At 44.6% G+C, this 22,288-nt stretch carries 14 protein-coding genes; 1 reads left to right on the top strand and 13 read right to left on the bottom strand.

Translation table 11 applies throughout. The features are described 5' to 3' along the window. Positions 1-66: 66 nt before the first annotated feature. Positions 67-606: a DUF4234 domain-containing protein gene (locus tag NQ541_RS05225; protein ID WP_005610109.1), complete on the top strand. Its 540-nt coding sequence runs from the start codon at positions 67-69 to the stop codon at positions 604-606. 65 nt (positions 607-671) lie between these two features. On the opposite strand, the gene NQ541_RS05220 is transcribed toward NQ541_RS05225, so the two are convergent. The 13 genes from NQ541_RS05220 to recN form a co-directional block, all read right to left on the bottom strand. After that, positions 672-3,110 carry a cation-translocating P-type ATPase gene (locus tag NQ541_RS05220; RefSeq protein WP_044940334.1) on the bottom strand — a complete coding sequence of 813 codons (2,439 nt, stop codon included), beginning with the start codon at positions 3,108-3,110 and terminating at the stop codon, positions 672-674. A gap of 157 nt (positions 3,111-3,267) precedes the next feature. Then, positions 3,268-5,136 (bottom strand): ATP-dependent zinc metalloprotease FtsH, encoded by a 1,869-nt coding sequence (gene ftsH / locus NQ541_RS05215; RefSeq protein ID WP_005610111.1) that lies wholly within the window; start codon positions 5,134-5,136, stop codon positions 3,268-3,270. 46 nt (positions 5,137-5,182) lie between these two features. Continuing rightward, on the bottom strand, positions 5,183-7,795 hold the full coding sequence (locus NQ541_RS05210) for a cation-translocating P-type ATPase (protein WP_044940337.1): 2,613 nt from the start codon (positions 7,793-7,795) through the stop codon (positions 5,183-5,185). 352 nt (positions 7,796-8,147) lie between these two features. Continuing rightward, entirely contained in the window at positions 8,148-9,482 is a 1,335-nt protein-coding gene (gene gdhA, locus NQ541_RS05205) for an NADP-specific glutamate dehydrogenase (RefSeq protein ID WP_005610115.1), read from the bottom strand. A gap of 351 nt (positions 9,483-9,833) precedes the next feature. Beyond that, the gene (gene rpsU, locus NQ541_RS05200) at positions 9,834-10,010 is read right to left on the bottom strand and encodes a 30S ribosomal protein S21 (RefSeq protein WP_004054229.1); all 177 of its coding nucleotides are present in this window, start codon (positions 10,008-10,010) and stop codon (positions 9,834-9,836) included. Between the two features lie 167 nt (positions 10,011-10,177). After that, the gene (gene alaS / locus NQ541_RS05195; RefSeq protein WP_005610119.1) at positions 10,178-12,817 is read right to left on the bottom strand and encodes an alanine--tRNA ligase; all 2,640 of its coding nucleotides are present in this window, start codon (positions 12,815-12,817) and stop codon (positions 10,178-10,180) included. A 98-nt stretch (positions 12,818-12,915) separates the two neighbouring features. After that, on the bottom strand, positions 12,916-15,303 hold the full coding sequence (locus NQ541_RS05190; RefSeq protein ID WP_005610123.1) for a homocysteine S-methyltransferase family protein: 2,388 nt from the start codon (positions 15,301-15,303) through the stop codon (positions 12,916-12,918). Positions 15,304-15,388: 85 nt separating this feature from the next. Continuing rightward, the gene (locus NQ541_RS05185) at positions 15,389-16,030 is read right to left on the bottom strand and encodes a vitamin B12 dependent-methionine synthase activation domain-containing protein (RefSeq protein ID WP_023922464.1); all 642 of its coding nucleotides are present in this window, start codon (positions 16,028-16,030) and stop codon (positions 15,389-15,391) included. A 25-nt stretch (positions 16,031-16,055) separates the two neighbouring features. Next, positions 16,056-16,925, bottom strand: coding sequence for a methylenetetrahydrofolate reductase [NAD(P)H] (gene metF / locus NQ541_RS05180; protein WP_005610129.1), 870 nt, complete (start codon positions 16,923-16,925; stop codon positions 16,056-16,058). A gap of 17 nt (positions 16,926-16,942) precedes the next feature. Further along, positions 16,943-18,391, bottom strand: a complete 1,449-nt coding sequence (gene glgA, locus NQ541_RS05175; protein WP_044940341.1) for a glycogen synthase GlgA — start codon at positions 18,389-18,391, stop codon at positions 16,943-16,945. A 105-nt stretch (positions 18,392-18,496) separates the two neighbouring features. Beyond that, positions 18,497-19,288: a sporulation transcription factor Spo0A gene (gene spo0A, locus NQ541_RS05170; RefSeq protein WP_005610135.1), complete on the bottom strand. Its 792-nt coding sequence runs from the start codon at positions 19,286-19,288 to the stop codon at positions 18,497-18,499. 127 nt (positions 19,289-19,415) lie between these two features. Further along, positions 19,416-20,519, bottom strand: a complete 1,104-nt coding sequence (gene spoIVB / locus NQ541_RS05165; RefSeq protein WP_005610138.1) for a SpoIVB peptidase — start codon at positions 20,517-20,519, stop codon at positions 19,416-19,418. A gap of 89 nt (positions 20,520-20,608) precedes the next feature. Then, positions 20,609-22,285, bottom strand: a complete 1,677-nt coding sequence (gene recN, locus NQ541_RS05160) for a DNA repair protein RecN (RefSeq protein ID WP_044940391.1) — start codon at positions 22,283-22,285, stop codon at positions 20,609-20,611. Between the last annotated feature and the right edge of the window lie 3 nt (positions 22,286-22,288).

The following is a 22,288-nucleotide window of genomic DNA, read 5'->3' as shown; positions in this document are numbered from 1 at the left end:
TATTACTTGTATAACCGTCCTGTCTATGTTATCATTAAAACAAATTATTTTAGGAGGTCATTACATATGAAATTTTGTCCGAAATGCGGGAATCCTACTGACGATCATGCTACATTCTGCAACCAGTGTGGTGCTCCCCTTAACGATCAGCCGAATACAGACGGAACTGCTCACAGTTCTTCTGATTTTCAGGGAACCGGAGGAACACAGAACAATTATTATCAGCAGAATAACTATTACCAGTCAACCGGAGGAACACCGTTCCGTTCTTCCTACGGGATTACTCCTCGCAGCATCCCTCTTTGCATTATCCTTTCCATTGTTACCTGCGGAATTTACGGCATTTACTGGATGCTGAAGCTAAATGATGAAATCAATCTCCTCTGTGGTGATACAAATGCGACAAGTGGTGCTTTGGTTGTTATCTTTTCTCTGATCACCTGCGGTATTTACGGATTCTACTGGATGTATAAAATGGGAGAGAAATGTGATTTTATTAAGGGAGTTCAGGGAAGTTCCGGTATTCTTTATCTCCTTCTTGGAATCTTCGGACTCAGTATCGTCGATTTCTGTCTTATTCAGGATACGATCAATAAGTCTGTCTGACTTTCTTAAAAAGAACCGCCTGCAAAGTTAAGATTTTTATCTTTTCTTCGCAGACGGTTTTCTTTTTACTTTTTTTCTGCCTTTCGGCTACGTAGTCCCGAATAAAAAGAGCGGATCTTTTCTGTCAGAATCGTAAGATATCTTAATACCGGTTCCGTTGCAATGGCAAATACGATAAATAGCATGATACATTTTGTCGTCATTCCGGTAATGGCAAAAAGATCATTCAGGAAAATACTACAGAACAGAAGTCCTGCAATACATCCTGTCAGAATCGCAGTTCTCAACATATTCATCGGTGCACTGATCTTATACAGGATCATAAATCCTACGATTGCCAGCAGCATTGTCGCTGCCGTCGAAATATCTGTTTCTCCTACCCCAAAAGTTTTTCCAAAAATCACAAGTGCTCCGACCGCTACTGCATCGGTAATGGCAGCCGGAAGTGCTTTCAAGAATACATTCGTAAGGAAATGACCTTTAATGATATTCTTATTCGGTTCCAGTGCAAGGAAGAAAGCAGGGATACCGATCGTAAACATACTGATCAGGGAAACCTGCGATGGCTCCAGTGGATACGTGAACATAAATACAACTGACATCAGGCTTAATAAAAATGAGAAAATATTCTTTACAAGGAACAAACTTGCTGAACGCTGGATATTATTGACAACTCTTCTTCCTTCCAGCACAACCTCTGGCATACACGAAAAATCTGATTCCAGAAGTACCAGTTGTGATGCCTGTGCCGCTGCCTCACTTCCAGAGGCCATCGCAATACTGCAATCAGCATCCTTCAAAGCAAGAACATCATTCACTCCGTCTCCCGTCATCGCCACAGTCTTTCCGGCCTCTTTCAGTACCTGAACGAACTGCCGTTTCTGATTCGGGGTTACTCTTCCAAAGACTGTATTCTCAAGTACTGCTTTCTTTACATCATTGATGGATTTTAATTCAGAAGCATCCACGTACTGATCTGCATTTGCTATTCCGGCCTGCTTTGCAACCTTTGATACTGTAACCGGATTGTCACCTGAAATGACTTTTACCTCCACCCCTTGTTCGGTAAAATACTCAAACGTCTCTTTTGCTGCCTCTCTGATCGGATTTGCAAGCAGGATATAACCCAGCGGACAGATTGGATTTCTCAGAGCCTTTCCGTCGATCGTACCGTCATAAGTTCCAAATACCAGTACTCTTGCACCGGTCGATGCCAGACTGGTTATTTTTGCTTCATAGGCTTCATACTCATCCAGCAGTACAAATTCCGGTGCTCCAAGCACATATGCCCCTTCTTCAAAAGTAACACTGCTGTACTTGGTCGCTGAGGAAAATCCGGTCTTTGCGACCGGCTTTGCCCCTGATACAGAAGTAAAATAAGCCTTTACCGCAGCCATCGTAATATTATCCTTCGTCATAGCGGCTGCAAAATCTCCTACCAGCGTTTCAAGCGGCTTCATTGTATCCGGGTCATACTGCTGCGTTGGGATCAGTTTCTGCACCTGCATCGTATTTTCAGTAATGGTTCCGGTCTTATCCACGCAAAGTACATCAACCCTTGCCAGTGTCTCAATGCATTTCATATCATGCAGCAGCACCTTTTTCTGTGCCAGTCTGATAGAACTGACTGCCAGTGCCACACTTGCCAGCAGATACAGCCCCTCCGGGATCATTCCGATCACTGCCGCAACCATGGATGTAACACTGGATCGGAACGAGGAATTCTGAAAGAAAAATGCCTGTACAAAAAGGATGATCCCGATCGGAATAATCGCAATTCCAACGCACTTTACAAGACGATCCAGCGAACGGATCATTTCCGACTGCTCTCCCTGCTGCATCTCTTTGGCTTCCAGCGTCAGCCTTGAAATATAAGAATCCTCACCGACTTTATCAAGTCTCGCGTGGCACTGTCCTGAAACAATAAAGCTCCCTGACATCAGCTTCGATCCCTTTTTCTTTGTGATCTCGTCGGATTCTCCGGTCAGCAGTGATTCATTGACCTGAACTTCCCCTGCACAGACTTCTGCATCCGCACAGACCTGAGCTCCTGCCTTAAAAATAACAATATCATCCACAACCAATTCTTCTGCATCGATCATGGATTTTTTCCCATCTCTTACAACCATCGCATGAGGAGCATTGAGCATGGTAAGATCATCCAGTACCTTTTTCGCCCGGATTTCCTGAATAATTCCGATCAGCGTATTGGCAATGATCACCGGAAGAAATGTCAGATCCCTGAACGACCCCACCAGGCAGAGCAAAACTGCCAGTACAAGAAAGATCAGGTTGAAATACGTGAAGACATTCTCCTTTACAATCTCCTTTGTAGTCTTGGATGTTGAATCTACCGCCTGATTCGTCCAGCCATGAAGCTTATGTTCCTGCACCTGCTGACTGGTCAGTCCCTTTCTGTAGTCCGGCATATATCGCGTCGTCGGCATCCTTTTCTTTTTTTCCTCTGCCTCAACAGGCTTCCTTTTTCTTCTGGCCGCTGACATATCAATTCTCCTTTTGTATTCTTTCTGCTTCAGCAATAAAAATTGCTGCCCTGCATAAAGTAAGTATGCCCCGCGATGAAACTCGCGAGGCACGCCACATCTGATTTTATTTTACCACATTCATCCGCATTTTCCACTATGTTTAGAAAAACTTTAACTAATCTTCAGACTCTGTTCTTATTTGTTCTCCTGAAATCTCTTTACGGTTCAGGATCTGCATAAACTCTTCTCCCGTGATCGTCTCTTTTTCATAAAGATATTTTGCAAGTTCATGCAGTTTCATCTTATTTTTCTCCAGCAGATCCATCGCTGTGTCATACCCTTCCCTGACTGTCTCTACGACCATATCATCAATCGTGGCAGCCGTCTGTGGAGAACAGCTTAAGGTACTGTCACCGCCCAAATATGGATTATTCTGGGTTTCCAGTGCCACCATGCCAAAACGGTCGCTCATCCCATACCTTGTGATCATGGCACGTGCCAGTTTTGTCGCCTGTTCAATATCGTTGGATGCACCTGTCGTGATCGAATCAAAGATCAGTTTCTCGGCACATCTTCCACCTGTCAGTGTTGCAATCTTATTCACCAGCTCTTCCTTGCTCATAAGATTCCGCTCTTCCGCTTCTACCTGCATGGTATATCCCAATGCTCCTGAAGTTCTCGGAATGATCGTAATCTTTGTCACCGGTGCAGAATGGGTCTGCAATGCGGCAACCAGTGCATGTCCGATTTCATGATAAGATACAATCAGTTTTTCTTTTGCGGAAAGTACCTGATTCTTCTTCTGATATCCGGCAATAACCGTCTCAATACTCTCTTCAAGATCCGCCTGTGTTACAAACTTCCGGTTCTCACGAACCGCCCGCAATGCCGCTTCATTCACCATATTCGCCAGCTCCGCTCCGGATGCCCCGGATGCTGCTCTTGCGATCGCGTTAAAGTCAATGTCATCTCCCAGTCTGACCTTTTTCGCATGAACTTTCAGGATTTCTTCTCTTCCTTTCAGGTCAGGAAGTTCCACCGGAATCCGCCGGTCAAATCTTCCCGGTCTTAAAAGTGCCGGATCAAGACTGTCGGGACGGTTCGTTGCCGCAAGAATCACAACACCCTTGGATGCATCAAATCCATCCATCTCCGTCAAAAGCTGGTTCAGCGTCTGCTCACGCTCATCATTTCCTCCATATCCGGCATTATCTCTTTTCTTACCAATCGTATCAATCTCATCAATGAACACGATACAAGGAGCTTTTTCATTTGCCTGCTTGAAAAGATCTCTTACCTTAGAAGCACCCATACCGACGAACATTTCAACAAATTCAGAACCTGACATTGAGAAAAATGGAACATTTGCTTCTCCTGCCACCGCCTTTGCAAGCAGCGTCTTACCTGTACCGGGAGGTCCGACAAGAAGTGCACCTTTCGGGCAGACGGCTCCAATTTCCTGATATTTCTTTGGATTATGAAGAAAATCCACGATTTCTGTCAGCAGTTCTTTTGCCTCATCTTCCCCTGCAACATCGTTAAATGTAATTCCTGTCGTAGACTCAACATATACTTTGGCATTGCTTTTTCCGAACTGCATAAATGGATTTCCGGCAGTACCTCCCCCCATCTTTTTCATCAGACGCTTTGCAAGGAACTGTCCCAATACCCAGAAAATCACGATTGGCAGAACCCATACAAGCAGGAAACTGACAAGCGGATTCATCTCTTCCTGTGCAATTCTTCCAAATTCACATCCAGCTTCTTCCAGCCGGTTTACAAGATCCGGGTCTTCAAACGTCGTTGTCTCATAGTAATTTGGCTCAGCCGATTTATCCGTAAAATAAATCGTATCGCCATTTAACTCTACTTTGGACACTTCTTTTTTATCAACCATCGTAAGAAATGTACCGTAATCTACATCTTTTACTTTATGATGATTCATCAGATTGGGAAAAAGAAATGTATTAAGCAGTATCAGTATCACCAGAGCAATCAGGTAATAAAATATCAGGGGTTTTTTGGGTTTCTCTACTTTTTTCAACTTGACTCCTCCTTCGTTCTGTCATTCTATATCTGAAGATCCAGTTCTATTTCCCTGCTTTTACCCAGATTGCTTTCAATAACTGAATCACTGGTATATTCAATGCCGCAAGCCCATACACAGTAAAGAGCTGTGTGAAGCTCAGTGTCTGTACTTTAAAAATCGTATGCAGTCCAGGGATCATAACGACTGCCGTCACCAGCAGAATTCCCAGTGCAAATGCACCGATCAGATACTTATTATCTGCCACTTTCTTTGTAAATACAACCGGTTTGTTCGATTTACAGTTGAATCCATGGAACAGTCTTGCCGAACAGAGTGTTGCAAATGCCATCGTACTCGCCAGCAGTGCATTTCCATCCCTGTACCCGATCAGAAATGCCGTCATGGTTGTTGCACAGACAGATACTCCCTCCACTGCGATCCTCAGCAAAAAGTCTTTCGTAAGGATTGACTCATTCAACGGTCTTGGTTTCTCTTCCATCACAGCTTTGGAATGTGGCTCAAGTCCCAGTGCGATCGCCGGAAGACTGTCCGTCAGCAGATTGATAAAAAGTAAATGCACCGGTGCAAACGGAACAGGAAGTGCAAAAATTGACGCAACCAGTACTGCCAGGATCGCCCCGAAATTTCCTGATAATAAAAACTGAATGGCAAATTTGATATTCCTGTAAAGATTTCTTCCATTCTCAACCGCCTTCACAATCGTAGCAAAATTATCATCTGTCAGGATCATCGCTGCAGCGTCCTTGGACACTTCACTTCCGGTAATTCCCATTGCAACACCTACATCTGCCTGCTTCAATGCCGGTGCATCATTCACACCATCCCCCGTCATGGAAACGATATTTCCTTTTTCCTGCCATGCCCGCACAATCCGGATCTTATGTTCCGGTGACACTCTTGCATATACAGAAATTCCTTCTACAAAATCCTTCAGCTCCTCATCCGACATCCGGTCGATCTGAGATCCCTCACATGCTTCAGATTCTTCTTTCAAAATCCCAATCCTTTTTGCAATCGCCGCTGCTGTTACTTTATGATCTCCCGTGATCATGATTGGACGGATTCCTGCCCTCTTGCACTCGGCAACCGCAGCAGCGGACTCTTCCCTCGGTGGATCCATCATGGCAACCAGTCCCAGGAATATCAGGTGATCCTCGTCCTGAAGCGTCAGTTCCATCTCATCTGACACAACTTTATATGCAAAAGCAAGTACACGAAGTCCCTCTTCTGAATACTTCCGGTTTTGTGCCTCAATCCTTGCACGGTCCTCCCTCGTGATCTCATACACTTCATCTCCCAACTGGATCAGATCTGTCCTGTCCAGCAGCACATCCACAGCTCCTTTTACGATCATCGTCGGGATTCCGTTCAACATATGCTTGGTCGCCATCAGTTTTCGGTCGCTGTCAAACGGGTTTTCACTTTCTCTTGGATACTTTTTCCGAACCTCCTCCGGATCCATCCCCAGCCCACTTGCAAGATTTAAAAGTGCTGTCTCAGTCGGATCTCCAATCTCAATACCATCCGCATTGGTTGCATCGTTGCAGAGAATACTGCTGATCATCAGACGGCTTTGTGAACTGTCTGTCAGATCTACTGCACCGGCAGGAATACTCTTTTCATCCACGTAGTAATCTTCCACGGTCATTTTATTCTGCGTCAGTGTTCCCGTCTTATCTGAACAGATAACCGATACACTTCCAAGGCCTTCCACTGCCTGCAATTTTCTGATGATTGCATGTTCCTTTGCCATCTTCTGCGTACCGAAGGAAAGCACAATGGTCACAATCGAACTCAGAGCCTCCGGAATTGCTGCAACTGCAAGAGCTACTGCAAATAAAAATGCATCTCCGATATTATCTCCCCGCAGGATACTGATTCCGAACAAAATACCACAGAATACAAGAATCAGGATGGAAAGCTTTTGTCCGAACTGATCCAGGTTCACCTGCAATGGAGTCCGCTTTTCTGAAGTATTCTTCAGAAGTCCTGCGATCTTTCCAACCTCTGTCTCCATTCCGATCTCAGTTACAAGAAATGAACCTCTTCCATAAGTGACAAAACTGCCCGAATAAACCATATTCACCCGGTCTCCAAGTGGTACATTTTCTTCTTTTATAATCGTCGTTGTCTTTTCTACTCCCAGGCTTTCTCCTGTCAATGCACTTTCATCCACTTTCATGCTGGCACACTCTAAAAGCCTTCCGTCTGCCGGAATATAATCTCCTGCTTCCAGCATCACAATATCTCCTACTGTCACTTCTGCGGAAGGGATCTGCACAACTGCCCCGTCTCTTAGCACCTTCGCCTCCGGCCCGGAAAGCTTCTTCAGACTTGCCAGTGACTGTTCTGCCTTGATCGTCTGCACTGTCCCCAGTATTGCATTCATCGTAATCACGATCAGGATAACTGCGGCACTCTCCACATCTCCCATAAATCCTGATGCCACCGCAGCAATGATCAGAATAATGACCAGAAAGTCCTTATATTGTTCCAAAAAGATCTGTAAGATCGTCTTTTTCTTTCCCTCGACCAATTCATTCGGTCCATACTGTTCCTGATGTTCTCTCACCTGTTCATTCGTAAGCGGTTCTAAAGAGCCATTTACTTCCTGCAGCACTTCTTCACCTGACATTTGATAATATGATCTCATTTTTGCTCCTCCTGCATTTACCTCATAATTATAAGATAGCAAACCTGCCACCGATACCTGCTTCTGTATTCTCTTGTATAAAAAATGAGACTTTTATTGCACCTCGATATGCAATAAAAGTCTCACTATTTAATCACGATACGGATGCTAAATTCCATCGGTTCTGGCGACATCGCAAACACTTATTAAAAAGTGCCAGTTACTCCCTCTTATTTATTAGATATAATAAAGATTCTATTCTAAATTGTCAATAAACTTTATCCTTTTTTCATAAAGCTTTAATATCTTTTAACAAAAAGAAAAACCCGGGAAACCTGCATTTCCCGGGCGAATTGATCACTTTCTCTGAATCTTAAACGATTCCCTGAGCTGTCATTGCATCTACAACCTTTTCAAATCCGGCAATGTTAGCACCTACAACGTAGTTGCCCTTGAAGCCGTATTTCTCAGCTGCATCAGACATATTATGGCAAATATTAACCATGATATTTTTCAGCTTGCTGTCAACTTCTTCAAATGTCCAGCTCAGACGCTCACTGTTCTGTGACATCTCAAGTGCGGATGTAGCAACTCCACCAGCGTTAGCTGCTTTACCAGGTGCAAAAATCACACCATTTTTCTGCAGGTACTCTGTAGCTTCCAGAGTCGTAGGCATGTTAGCACCCTCGCAAACTGCGATGCATCCGTTCGCAACAAGTGCCTGTGCATCCTCAAGGTGCAGCTCGTTCTGTGTAGCACATGGAAGAGCGATATCAACCTTCACATTCCATACGCCTCTTCCCTCATGATACTCTGAGTTCGGACGATACTTCTTGTACTCTGTCAGTCTTGCACGGTTTACTTCCTTGATCTCTTTGAGGGCTGCAACGTCGATTCCTTCTGGATCATATACCCATCCTGTAGAATCACTTACAGTAACAACTTTTGCACCAAGCTGCTGTGCTTTTTCTGTAGCGTAAATTGCAACATTTCCTGATCCTGAAACTGCTACCGTCTTACCTACAAGCTCGATTCCATTAAGTTTCAGAAGTTCCTCTGTCAGATACAGAAGACCATATCCTGTTGCTTCTGTACGTGCAAGAGATCCACCGTATGTAAGACCTTTTCCTGTAAGAACACCTTCATACAGTCCACGGATTCTCTTGTACTGACCGAACATATATCCGATCTCTCTTGCACCTGTACCGATATCTCCTGCAGGAACATCAGTATCAGCACCAATATATTTACAGAGCTCTGTCATAAAGCTCTGGCAGAATGCCATTACTTCTCTGTCAGATTTTCCCTTAGGATCGAAATCAGATCCACCTTTACCTCCGCCGATCGGAAGTCCTGTAAGAGAGTTCTTGAAAATCTGCTCAAAACCAAGGAATTTGATAATACCAAGGTTTACGGATGGATGAAGACGAAGACCTCCTTTGTATGGTCCGATCGCACTGTTGAACTGTACACGGTATCCTGTATTAACCTGTACCTGTCCGTTATCATCTACCCACGGAACACGGAATTTGATCTGTCTTTCAGGCTCTACAAGTCTCTCAAGAAGAGCTTCTTTGCGGAATTTTTCTTCATTTGCCTCGATCACAACACGAAGAGATTCCAGTACCTCTTTTACTGCCTGATGGAATTCCGGCTCAGCCGGGTTTTTCTTTACGACTAATTCAATCACTTCATCAACGTATGACATTTCTCAACTACCTCCTAAAATAAATATAACGCGAAGACCTGTTGTCTGCCGCGTTCGCTTGAGACTTCTTTGTCTACTCGTTTATTTTAAAATCTAAATGAAAGATTGTCAACAATTTATTGCATCATTTTAAAGTTTTATCACTTTAAGCCACTGAAATTGCATAAACAATACTGACAAAATTCATCTTCCTATAATTCCTCTAATTTTTATCAGGAAAAGTTTTGACCGTCTGCAGCATTTTATTTCCCTGCATAGCTTTAAGATATCAACACCTTTTTATATCATGAAATTTTTCCCGACATATAAAAAAGCGAAGCACCATTCCGGTACTCCGCTCATCTGCACATATTAGTTATATTTACGTTTTCTAGCAGCTTCAGATTTCTTTTTACGTCTTACGCTTGGCTTTTCGTAATGCTCTCTCTTACGAATTTCCTGCTGAATGCCAGCCTTTGCACAGTTTCTTTTGAATCTGCGTAAGGCACTATCTAACGTTTCGTTTTCTTTAACGATTACATTTGACATAGTCTCACACCTAACCTCCCCTCCAGCCTTGTATTGTGCATCATACGACTGTTCGGGTATATTTATTGCACTGCTAATTATTATACCATAATTTTTTCTTCCGTCAACTCTTTTTATTCAAAAAAGTTAAGAATTTTGTATATTTTTATAAGTCAGGCTTTTGCAGCTTAATGGATCTGCTCTGCGAGGACTTCTTCTGCTTTCTCAAGTGCCTGTGCAATACCTGCCGGGTTCTTACCACCGGCCTGTGCCATATTCGGACGTCCGCCACCGCCACCACCGACAAGACCTGCGATCGCCTTCACAAGGTTACCTGCATGGGCTCCCTGTTTCATGGCACCATTTGTTACGGTTGCCATCAGACTTACTTTTCCTTCATTTCCGGATGCAAGAACAACCACGCCTTCTCCCAGTTTCTCTTTAAACTGGTCTCCCAGTTCACGAAGTTCATTCATATCAACTCCGTCAAGCTGAGCAGCAAGAAGTTTCACACCCTTCACTTCTTTTACCCGATCCAGGACATTGCCTGCTGCTTCCTGTGCCATTTTGCTCTTTAAGCTGTCCACTTCTCCCTTCAGAGCTTTATTCTCTGCCTGCAGATGTGTGATCTTCTCAGCCAGATTCTCAGGGGAAGCCTTTATAAGCTGGGCAGCTTCTTTCAGGAGATGCTCCATTTCTGCATAATACTTCATAAGACCGTCTGATGTCAGAGCCTCTATACGGCGTACACCGGCTGCCACACCACTCTCTGAGATAATCTTAAGTGCCATGATCTCAGATGTATTTTTCACATGGGTTCCTCCACAAAATTCAACTGAAAATCCACCCATGTCTACTACACGTACAACGTCACCGTACTTCTCGCCAAACAAAGCCTGAGCACCGGTCTTCCTTGCCTCTTCAATCGGCAGATTCTTTGTAACTACTTCAAGGGCATTCTGGATCTGCTCATTCACAATCTCTTCTACTTTCTTCAACTCTTCCGGAGTCACTGCGGAAAAATGAGTAAAGTCAAAACGAAGTCTGTCTTCATTTACAAAAGATCCAGCCTGCTCAACATGACTTCCAAGTACAGTACGAAGTGCTTTCTGAAGCAGATGCGTCGCACTGTGGTTTCTTTCAGTCAGAGCCCTGTTCTTTGCATTAACCTCCAATGTCACAGTATCACCGATCTTGATCATACCCTTTGTCACATGGCCGATATGTCCGACCTTTGTTCCTGCAAGGTGGATACAATCCTCTACAACAAACTCACCTTCTGCTGTCCGGATCACTCCCTTGTCAGCTTCCTGTCCACCCATCGTTGCATAGAACGGGGTCTGCTCAACAATGATCGTTCCCTTTTCTCCGTCAGACAGAGCATCCACGATCTCATCCTCTGTAGTCAGTGCGGAAACTTTTGAATCAAATGTAAGATGATCGTATCCTACAAATTCTGTTCCGATCTCTGCATCCAGTTCATCATAGACAGATACTTCTTTTCCTGTATAGGAATGAGTTCCGAATGTTCCCTCTGACTTGGCACGCTGTTCTTCCTGAGCCTTTTTGAAGCCTTCTTCATCATAAGTCAGACCTTTTTCCTCCAGGATCTCACTTGTCAGATCAATCGGGAATCCATAGGTATCATAAAGGCGGAATGCATTCTCGCCGGAGAGAACTTTCTCGCCCTTCTTCTCCATCTCAGCTTCCATATCTGCAAGGATCGCAAGTCCCTGATCGATCGTCTTATTGAAGTTCGCCTCTTCCTTTGCAATCACATTAAAGATAAACTCTTTCTTTTCTTCCAGCTCCGGATATCCGTCCTTTGATCCTTCGATCACAGTTGTAGCAAGTTCTACAAGGAACGCTCCCTCGATTCCGAGCAGCTTTCCGTGACGGCATGCACGTCTTAACAGACGACGAAGAACATATCCACGTCCGCTGTTGGATGGAAGGATTCCGTCTGAGATCATAAATGTCACGGAACGGACATGATCTGTAACGACACGCAGAGAGACATCTGTCTCGTGATCTGTTCCGTACTGTTTTCCTGAAAGGCGGCATACATGGTCACGCAGAGCCTTCATTGTATCGATATCGAACATGGAATCTACATCCTGTACGATACATGCCAGACGCTCCAGTCCCATACCTGTATCAATATTCTTCTGGATCAGATCGGTATAATTTCCATGTCCGTCATTATTAAACTGGCTGAATACGTTGTTCCAAATTTCCATATAACGGTCACATTCGCATCCGACTGTACATCCCGGTTTTCCACATCCATACTTTTCTCCACGGTCGTAATAAATCTCTGAACATGGACCACACGGGCCTGAACCATGCTCCCAGAAGTTATCTTCCTTACCGAAACGGAAAATACGCTCTGCAGGGATTCCCATCTTCTTATTCCAGATATCAAATGCTTCATCATCCTCTTCATAGACTGACGGATAAAGTCTGTCCGGGTCAAGTCCTACTACTTCTGTCAGAAATTCCCATGACCACTCGATGGCTTCATTCTTAAAATAATCCCCGAAAGAGAAATTTCCAAGCATCTCAAAAAATGTACCATGGCGTGCTGTCTTTCCTACATTTTCAATATCTCCTGTACGGATACACTTCTGGCAGGTAGTCACTCTTCTTCTCGGAGGGATCTCCTGTCCTGTAAAATATGGTTTCAGCGGAGCCATTCCTGAATTGATCAGGAGAAGACTCTTATCATTATGCGGTACTAAAGAAAAGCTCTTCATCACAAGATGTCCCTTGCTCTCAAAGAACTCCAAAAACATTTTCCTTAATTGGTTTACTCCGTATGGCTGCATACATCATCCTCCTCTTTTGCTCAAAAAGCCTAACTTAAAATATATCATAGCAGTCCACTTTTGTAAAGTGGCTCGACTGAACACCTTCTGTGCATAACTCAACTGAATACCTTCTGTGCATAATGTACGGACTGCATGGCATCTTTTCCATAAAAATCTGCTCCGATCATATCAGCATATTCCTGATTCAGCACAGCTCCTCCTACCATCACCAGGCAATCCGGGGCTTTTTCCCGCAACTGGCGGATTGTCTCTTCCATACTTACAACCGTCGTTGTCATCAGGGCACTCAGGCCAACTAAATGGACATCCTGCTCAAGAACCGTCTCAACTACCTTTTCCGGCGGAACATCTTTTCCGAGATCGATCACATCAAAACTGTAATTTTCCAGCAGGACTTTTACGATATTCTTTCCGATATCGTGGATATCTCCCTTGACTGTCGCAAGGATGACCTTTCCTTTTTTCTCCTGTACTTCCCCGCTCTGATCCATTCTTTCTTTGAGTACTGCAAATGCACTCTTTGCAGACTCTGCACTCATCAGAAGCTGTGGAAGGAATACAGTTCCTTTTTCAAATCCCTCACCTACATTGTTCAGAGCCGGGATCAGTTCTTCATTAATGATATCCAGTGCATCTTTCTGCTCTGCCAGTTCTGCCGTGATCGAACTGGCTTCTTCTTTCAGTCCTCTCTCGATCGCACTCTGCAATGTCATCGTATGCTTTCCGCCTGCTGCCTGTACCGGAGTCGTTCCCGGCTGCTGTGCATACCTTGCAATATATTTCTCACAGTTACTGTCCAGAGCCATCAGGGCATGAAATGCATACCATGCTTTCATCATATCCTCTGAACCCGGATTGATGATTCCCACGCTCAATCCATTCTGCATTGCCATGGTATAGAAAATGGAATTGACGATCGGACGGCTTGGAAGTCCGAATGAAATATTAGATACTCCCAGTACCGTGCAGACTCCAACTTCATCCCTGAGCCTTCTCAGTGTCTCCAGCGTGATCTTTGCACCTTCCGGTTCAGAACTAATGGTCATTGCCAGTGCGTCAATGACGATATCTTTCTTTTCGATCCCATACTTTGCCGCTTCTGCAATGATCTTCTTTGCAACCTGCACTCTTCCCTCGGCATCTGCCGGGATTCCGTTCTCATCCAGTGCAAGTCCGATCACGACTCCTCCGTATTTCTGGATCAGTGGAAATACTTTGTCCATAGACTCCTGCTTTCCGCTGACAGAATTGACCATCGCCTTTCCATTATAAATCCTTAACGCACCCTCCATCGCTTCCACATCAACGGTATCAATCTGAAGCGGAAGACTTGTAACGCTCTGAAGTTCCTGCACCACTTCTTTCATCAGTGCCGGTTCATCAATATCCGGGAGTCCCACATTCACATCCAGAATATGTGCCCCGTTATCCTGCTGGGTAATCCCCTCTCTTAAGATATAATCCAAGTCATGCTCTTTCAGTGCCTGCTTAAACCGCTTCTTTCCGGTCGGATTGATACGCTCACCGATGATCTTTGATCCCGTACCGAGAAAGACACTCTGTCCATAGGACGATACCATGGTAAAGTTCTTTTTTTCTACCGGCTTTATCGGGATCATACGGCAGGCATCTGCCATCGCTTTGATATGATCCGGCGTCGTTCCGCAGCATCCACCGATGACAACAGCTCCCATTTCCACAATTTTCTTCATGACTTCCGCGAACTCTTCCGGTGAAACATCATAATAAGTCTGCCCGTTCTTCTGCTTCGGAAGTCCTGCATTTGGCTTTACAATAACAGGCAGGGAAGAATATTTTGTGATCTGTTCCAGAATTGGAATCATCTGTTCTGGTCCCATTCCGCAGTTGATCCCGAATGCGTCCACCCGCAGTCCTTCCAGCAATGCCACTACTGATGGCACATCCGCACCTGTCAGAAGCTTTCCTCTTTCATCAAAGATCGTGGTCGCAAAAACAGGAAGCGACGTATTTTCTTTTGCTGCAAGAACCGCAGCCTTCAGTTCATACGTATCGCTCATCGTCTCGATATGGATCAGGTCAGCTCCTGCTTTTTCTCCATAGATCATCACTTCTTTATAAGCTTCATAAGCAGTCTCAAAATCCAAATCTCCCATTGGTTTCAAGAGCTTTCCGGTCGGACCGATATCCAGTGCAGTATAGATTCTCCGTCCATTTCCCGCCTGTTCTGCTGCAGCCTTTACATGGCCGACTGCAGCATTGACAATCTCTTCCAGAGAATATGCATCATCATGAAACTTTAATGCGTTTGCACCAAACGTATTCGTCAGTACAATGTCACTTCCAGCTTCAATATATTTTCTGTGGATCTCACGGATTTCTTCCGCGTGCAGCAGATTCCATGTCTCCGGGAGTTCTCCCGGCTGCAGTCCACGCTCCTGTAACAGCGTTCCCATTCCTCCGTCAAAATATAATAACTCTTTTCCCAGCCGTTCTCGTAACATCTGTCTTTATCCTTCCTGCCTTTTCTTTGTATCTGTTCCCGGCTTCGCCTTTCGGCTGCCTTCATATCCTTTTACTTTTGTTGCCTTACCTGCGGTATGCACAGTCCTTTTTTCCACAGGCTTCACAGCCTGAGATCGGGCATCTTTCTTTCTCTGTGCTGATCCCTATGATCGCAGTCACAGACTTCGTCGGACTCATCATATAGCTGTCTGTCATCGTAAGACCAATCTTCTTTGCACAATCCAACATCCTCATGATCGGCTCCTGGAACTCGATCGGGAAGTCCCCATATCCAGGGCTGAACCTTGGCCGAAGATACAATCCACTTTTTTCCAGCTCTGTGCTGATCTTTTTCTGCTGTTCATCACAATACTCTTCCAGCTCTGCAGCAGCACATGCCTGGAGTACAACCGCCCTTGCCATATCGGTAAGAGATACCCGGCGGATCAGCCTGTCCGCCCCGGCTCCCAGTGTCGCCCCAAACAGAACAACCTGTCCGCATCCTTTGAGGTTTCTCAACAGACTTTTACTCTGTATTTCCATTGTCCCGACCCGCAATAAGCCATCCACACTATGATCCAAATCAAAAATGCGGTAGACGAATCTCGGACTTGCTTCCCTGTTCAGATCGTCAAAAGACGCTTCGATCAGTTCATAAGTCCTTTCGTCTGCCGCATTTCGTCCGAACCCCAGATAGCGAATTGCCTCACGTCTCTTTTTGTCCATCTCACTCATCTGGTATTTCACTTTCTTAACACTTAATGATTTCAGAAATATTGCTCATGATCTTGGTTGCGACTTCCGGTTTGTTCATAGAATAAATATGGATATTTTTTACTCCATTTGCCAGAAGATCAATGATCTGATCCGTTGCATAAGCAATTCCCGCCTGCATCATTGCTTCCGGTGAACTTCCGAAACGGTCAAGCAATGCAAGAAATCTTCTTGGAAATACAGTTCCTGAAAGCTCCTGGCTTCTCTTCATCTGAGCCGCACTTGTGATCGGCATAATCCCCGGGAGAACCGGGACTGTGATCCCGGCTTCCCTGATCCTGTAAAGGAAATTATAATGGATATCATTGTCGAAGAACATCTGCGTTGTAAGGAAATCAACACCGCAGTCCACTTTCTGTTTTAAAAAGCGGATATCATCTTCCTTATGCTCATTCTCCACATGACCTTCCGGATAGCACGCTGCACCGATACAGAAATCTCCCTGTTTTCGGATCTCCTCCACCAGCTCATATGCATAATGGAAACGGTCTCCATCCGGGAACTTCATTCCCTCCGGGATGTCTCCACGCAGAGCAAGAATATTCTCTATGCCAAGCTCCTTTAAATTCCGGATCACCTCACGCACTTCTTCTTTTGTGGAAGAAGCACAGGTCAGATGTGCAAGACTGAGTACGTGCAGATCGTCCTTGATATGGGATGCGATCTTCGCTGTATTCTTACTTGTACCTCCACCTGCTCCGTACGTCACACTGATGTAAGATGGATCCAGCTTTGCGATCTCATCCGTCGCACGCTGCACATTTGCAAACCCCGCATCCGTCTTCGGTGGGAACACCTCAAAAGATATATTTATTCTGTCTTCATTCAATCTGTCAATGATCTTCATCTGGTTGTAAACTCCTTTTATTCTCCTATCAGGCTCTTGTAAAGCTCTTCATACTGTCGTGCAGAATTCTGCCATGAGAAGTCCTGGCTCATTGCACGTTCTACAATCTTATTCCAGTCTCTCTTTTTATCATAGTAAATCCGCTCTGCATAACGGACTGTATTCAACATCTCATGTGCATTATAATTCGTGAAACTGAAACCTGTTCCTGTCTTTTCAAACTCATTATAAGGCTCAACAGTATCTTTCAGTCCTCCTGTCTCTCTGACGATCGGCAGTGTACCATAACGCAGACTCATCAGCTGGCTCAGTCCACATGGTTCAAATAAAGACGGCATCAGAAATGCATCACATCCTGCATAGAACCGGTGGGAAAGATCATCCGAATAGAAAATATTCGCAGAAACCTTTCCTGAATACTTCCATGCAAAGTGGCGGAACATATTCTCATACTTTGGGTCTCCCGTACCAAGCACTGCGATCTGTACCGCATCCTGGCACATCTCATCCATCATATAATCGATCAGGTCAAATCCCTTCTGGTCTGTCAGACGGGATACAATTCCGATCAGCATCACATGGCTGTCCTGATCCAGTCCCAGTTCTTCCTGTAATGCCATCTTATTTGCCGGCTTGTTCCGCCTGAAATTGCTAATATTAAAGTTCTTTGCAAGACGGTAGTCTGTATCCGGATTCCAGTCATTATAATCCAGTCCGTTGACAATTCCCCACAGGTCATTGGCTCTGGCATTCATCAGGCCTTCCAGTCCCTCACCATAGAAAGAGGTCTTGATCTCTTCTGCATAGCTGCGGCTTACCGTTGTCACTTTATCTGCGTAAACGATACCGCCTTTCAGAAGGTTTGCATCCTTATATGCCTCCATTTTATCCGGTGCAAAATAATAATCCGGCAGCCCTGTAATTTTCTGTACTGCTTTTGTATCCCATACCCCCTGGAACTTCAGATTATGTATCGTCATGACCGTCTTGATGCCTCTGTAGTACTCTCCAAGGTATCTGAAATTGTCCAGATAAACCGGAATCAGACCGGTCTGCCAGTCATGACAGTGGATCAGCTCCGGCCGGAACCCGATCACCGGAAGGATACTCAGCACTGCCTTTGAGAAGAATGCAAACTTCTCGATATTCCACTTCGGATCGCCATCATACGGTGCAAATCCTGAAAAATAATACTCATTATCAATAAAGTAAAATGTCACACCGTCGTGTACCAGTCTGAAAATCCCCACATACTGGCTCTGTCCGGCAATATCCATGTAAAAGTTTGTAATATACTCCAGCTTTTCTTTCCATTCCTGCTTCATGCACATATATTTTGGAATGACAACCCGTACATCATACTTCTCCTTATCAAAATCCTTCGGGAGCGATCCCACAACATCTGCAAGGCCTCCGGTCTTAATAAAAGGAACACATTCTGAAGAAGCAAATAAAATATTTTTCATATTACTATCCTCCGTTTTTCGCTTACGCCGCATTTTCCGACGATGAATTACAAATATTATACCGCATTTTTTCTGTAATGCAAAGTATTTTCCAGTATTTATCCCCTATTTTCCATGCTTATATTCCAGTTGGATCGTATCCGCGATCAATGCGATAAATTCCGAATTTGTAGGTTTTCCTTTTCCTGTACTGACTGTATAACCGAACAGTTCATCCAGTGTATCTAATTTTCCACGGCTCCATGCCACCTCGATAGCATGCCGGATTGCCCGTTCGACCCGGCTTGATGTCGTCTGATATTTTTTAGCAACGGTAGGATAGAGAATCTTCGTGATCGCATTCAGGACATCCATGTCTTCCACTGCCATCATGATCGCATCCCGCAGATAATGATATCCTTTGATATGTGCCGGAATCCCGATCTCATGCAGCATATTGGTCACTCTGTTCTCCAGATTTTCTCCTCCCGGAGTCTGCCCGGTCACCAGTTCTTCCGGTCTGCGTTCTGTTCCGTGAGTCATTTTTCTTACGAATTTGATCCGTTCCAACAACATTCTGTTATTAAACGGTTTCATAATATAGTAATTTGCACCTTTATTAAAAGCATCTTCTGTAATCTTTTCCTGTCCCACCGCTGTAATAACAATAAAATATGGACGTTTACTGACACTTTTATCCTGATTGATCTGATCCATGACAGTCAGTCCGTCCATTTTCGGCATAATCAGGTCGAGAAGAACCACATCAGGATTTTTTTCTTTAATGATCCGACACATCTCCTCACCATTTTTCGCCTTTCCGACCAGATCCAGTTCCTGATCCGTCCCGATCACCTTTTCCAGCAGATCTAAGATTTTCTGATTATCGTCAGCGATGGCAACACTCAAATGATTCATTCTCTTCTCCCCTTCAGGTCATGAGAACTTCTTTTGAAAACGCCACTCGCTTATTATATTCCCCTGCACCTTGCAGAATCAAGCAGATTTTGTAGCAGTAATTCGACAGCGTTCTCGACGATTCTCGTCATTTCAACTGTTCCAGCATTGTTTCCGCAAAAATGCCGTAACCTTTTGTCGAATCCATGACAAATACGTGCGTCACCGCCCCGATCAGTTTTCCGTTCTGAAGGATCGGACTGCCGCTCATCCCCTGAATGATTCCTCCGGTTTTTTCAAGCAGTTCTTCATCCGTCACCCGGATCATCATTCCTTTATTGATCTCTGCAGTTTCCTGATCCACCTTCATCACTTCAATGTCAAATTCCCTGACTTCATCTTCCAGAAAACACCTCATCTTTGCCGGTCCTGTCACGATTTCCTCTTTTGCCGCAGTTTCAACCAGTTCTTTTTTTCCAAAAAGCTCCTCGGTTTTATCCAGTCTGCCATAAATCCCTGCATCGGTATTTTTTTCGATCGTTCCAAGCAGATTATAGCGGTTATAGACGATCATTCCTTCCATTGTTCCCGGATTTCCACTGCTTCCTTTTACCACATTCTGAATCGTTGTCCTGTAAAGCTTTCCTCCGGAAATTTCCATCAGTCCATTTGTATCTGTATCATGAATCCCATGTCCCAAAGCTCCGAACTCATTCTGTTCTGTCAGAAATGTAACAGTTCCAAGACCCTGTACATTATCCCTCACCCAGATTCCCAGCTTATATTCACCGACCGCGGTCTCCACTGCCTGCAGAACGATCTTTTCCAGTTTTCCCCCTCTCCTTACTGTCAGTTCCACCTTCTCACCGGAAAGCTTTTCCAGTTCTTTCAGCAGTTCTTTTTTTCCACAGATTTCTTTCTGATTGACTGCTTTGATATAGTCTCCGCTTTTCACCATTCCCTGTGCCGGTTCGTACATTTTCCCATCGATTCCTTTTATCTGCTGCGTATCAAGAATCAGTACTCCGTCCGTTTCCATATAAATTCCTGCCGGCATACCTCCCACAGATACTTTTTTCGTCTGCACTGCTTTCGTCTGTGCCTGGGTTTCCCTGCTTTCCGGGAAATATTCTGCCGCCGCACTTCCGACGGAAAAGCCCAGTCCCACAGCCAGAAGAAAACTGCACACCACAGTCATCCATCTGGAAAGTTTCTTTTTTATCGTCCGGTTTTTTAATTTTTTATCCCACATAAGATCACACCTCTTTCGCCAACAAAAAACGGATACATCTTCTGTATCCGCTTTTAGTATGTGATCCTGTCGTGCTTTTCACACTGGGATTATCTTTCACACTTTGCCAATTCTTTCAATTCTTTTGCACTTTCCATGACACGTTCCGTCACATTTGCTCCACCGAGAAGTCTTGCCAGTTCTTCCACGGATGCAGCTTCATCCAGCATCTCAACATCTGTCCGCACCGATGTTCCTTCTGCTTTTTTTCTGATCAGGAAATGGTGATCTGCAGTAGCTGCGATCTGCGGCAGGTGAGTAATACAGATGACCTGTCTGCTCTTTCCGATCAGTCGGAGACGATCTCCCACTTTTCCTGCCGTAATGCCGGATATTCCTGTGTCGATCTCATCAAAGATCAGTGTCGGTGTATCTTCTTCATCTGCAAGTACTGTCTTCACCGCCAGCATCACACGCGAAATCTCACCGCCAGATGCCACACTTCCCAATGGTTTCAACGGTTCTCCCGGATTCACTGAAAGATAAAATTCTGCCTCATCCTTTCCATTTGAACTGTATTTTTCTGCCTCAGAAATCCGGATCTCAAATCTCGAATCAAGAAAATTCAGTTCTTTCATCTGACCACAGATCTCTTCTGCGAACTTTTTAGCCGAACGCTGCCGAACCTGACTCAGCTTTTCCGCCATCTTTTTCATTGCGTTAAAAGCATCCTGCTGTTCTTGTTCCAGGTTCTGCATGAATGTATCATAATCTGCCAGTTCCTGTAGTCTTTGCTTTTTTTCATCACAATATGCAAGAACAGCTTCAATAGATCTTCCATATTTTGCCTTTAAATGATTTAAAAGATTCAGACGATCTTCTGTCTCACGGAATTCTTCCTCTGAAAACTCAAAACTATTTGCATATTCCGATAACTCCCGGTTAAAATCATTCAACAGTCCATCAAGCTGTGTAAGCTGCTCATACAGTCTGCTCCCCTCTTCATCAAAATCTGCTGCCTCCTGAAGGCTTCGGATTCCACGGCTGATGAGATCACTTGCATTCCCGGAAGCGGCCTCCCCTGTATAATGGTATGTCTCAGCTACTGCTTCTGTCACTTTCCTGCTCTCTGTCATTTTCCGGTAAAGTTCTTCCAGCTCTTCATCTTCTCCCACAACCAGTCCGGCTTCTTCAATCTCCTGTGCTTCAAATTCAGCAAGGGAGAGTTCTCTCCTTCTGGTTTCCTCATCCATGGTCAAGCTTTCAGTCCTCTTTTTCAGTTCATTCCATCTGCGGTACATTTCAGCCATCTTTTTCTTTAAAGGAACGATCTTTTCTTTTCCATACAGATCCAGAAGCGTCAGGTGATTTTTTTTGTGGAGCAGTGTCTGATTATCTCTTTGTCCATGGATATCAATCAGCATACTTGCAACATCTTTCAATATCCCGGTATTCACAGTCTCTCCGTTGATCTTGCTGATACTGCGACCTTCCATCAGCCGCCTGCTCAGAGTCAGAAACCCGTCTTCAGGATACAGGTTCATCTCTTCCAGATGCTTTTCGATCTGTTCATCTTCGATCTTAAAAGTCAGTTCCACAAGTCCGCTCTTTGTCCCGTTTCTGAGCATATCAGGACTGTACTTTCCGCCAAGAGCAAGATGGACTGAACCCAGCAGGAGAGACTTTCCTGCTCCTGTCTCTCCTGTCAGTATATTCAGTCCCTCACCAAACTCCACTTCCGTCTCATCGATCAATGCCAGATTTTTTACATACAGATTCTGTAACATATT

Source organism: [Ruminococcus] lactaris ATCC 29176, from assembly GCF_025152405.1.
In the GTDB taxonomy this organism is placed as follows: Bacteria; Bacillota; Clostridia; order Lachnospirales; family Lachnospiraceae; genus Mediterraneibacter; species Mediterraneibacter lactaris.
The sequence above is the reverse complement of the archived record's forward strand: the minus strand, read 5'-3'. Positions and strand labels throughout refer to the sequence as shown.

Coding starts and splice junctions, on each gene's coding strand:
- metF (WP_005610129.1), bottom strand. CDS start 16,925: ATGAAGATCATTGACAGATTGAATGAAGACAGAATAAATATATCTTTT.
- spoIVB (WP_005610138.1), bottom strand. CDS start 20,519: ATGTGGGATAAAAAATTAAAAAACCGGACGATAAAAAAGAAACTTTCC.
- glgA (WP_044940341.1), bottom strand. CDS start 18,391: ATGAAAAATATTTTATTTGCTTCTTCAGAATGTGTTCCTTTTATTAAG.
- NQ541_RS05190 (WP_005610123.1), bottom strand. CDS start 15,303: ATGTTACGAGAACGGCTGGGAAAAGAGTTATTATATTTTGACGGAGGA.
- rpsU (WP_004054229.1), bottom strand. CDS start 10,010: ATGTCAAATGTAATCGTTAAAGAAAACGAAACGTTAGATAGTGCCTTA.
- spo0A (WP_005610135.1), bottom strand. CDS start 19,288: ATGAATCATTTGAGTGTTGCCATCGCTGACGATAATCAGAAAATCTTA.
- gdhA (WP_005610115.1), bottom strand. CDS start 9,482: ATGTCATACGTTGATGAAGTGATTGAATTAGTCGTAAAGAAAAACCCG.
- recN (WP_044940391.1), bottom strand. CDS start 22,285: ATGTTACAGAATCTGTATGTAAAAAATCTGGCATTGATCGATGAGACG.
- NQ541_RS05220 (WP_044940334.1), bottom strand. CDS start 3,110: ATGTCAGCGGCCAGAAGAAAAAGGAAGCCTGTTGAGGCAGAGGAAAAA.
- NQ541_RS05225 (WP_005610109.1), top strand. CDS start 67: ATGAAATTTTGTCCGAAATGCGGGAATCCTACTGACGATCATGCTACA.
- alaS (WP_005610119.1), bottom strand. CDS start 12,817: ATGCAGCCATACGGAGTAAACCAATTAAGGAAAATGTTTTTGGAGTTC.
- NQ541_RS05185 (WP_023922464.1), bottom strand. CDS start 16,030: ATGGACAAAAAGAGACGTGAGGCAATTCGCTATCTGGGGTTCGGACGA.
- NQ541_RS05210 (WP_044940337.1), bottom strand. CDS start 7,795: ATGAGATCATATTATCAAATGTCAGGTGAAGAAGTGCTGCAGGAAGTA.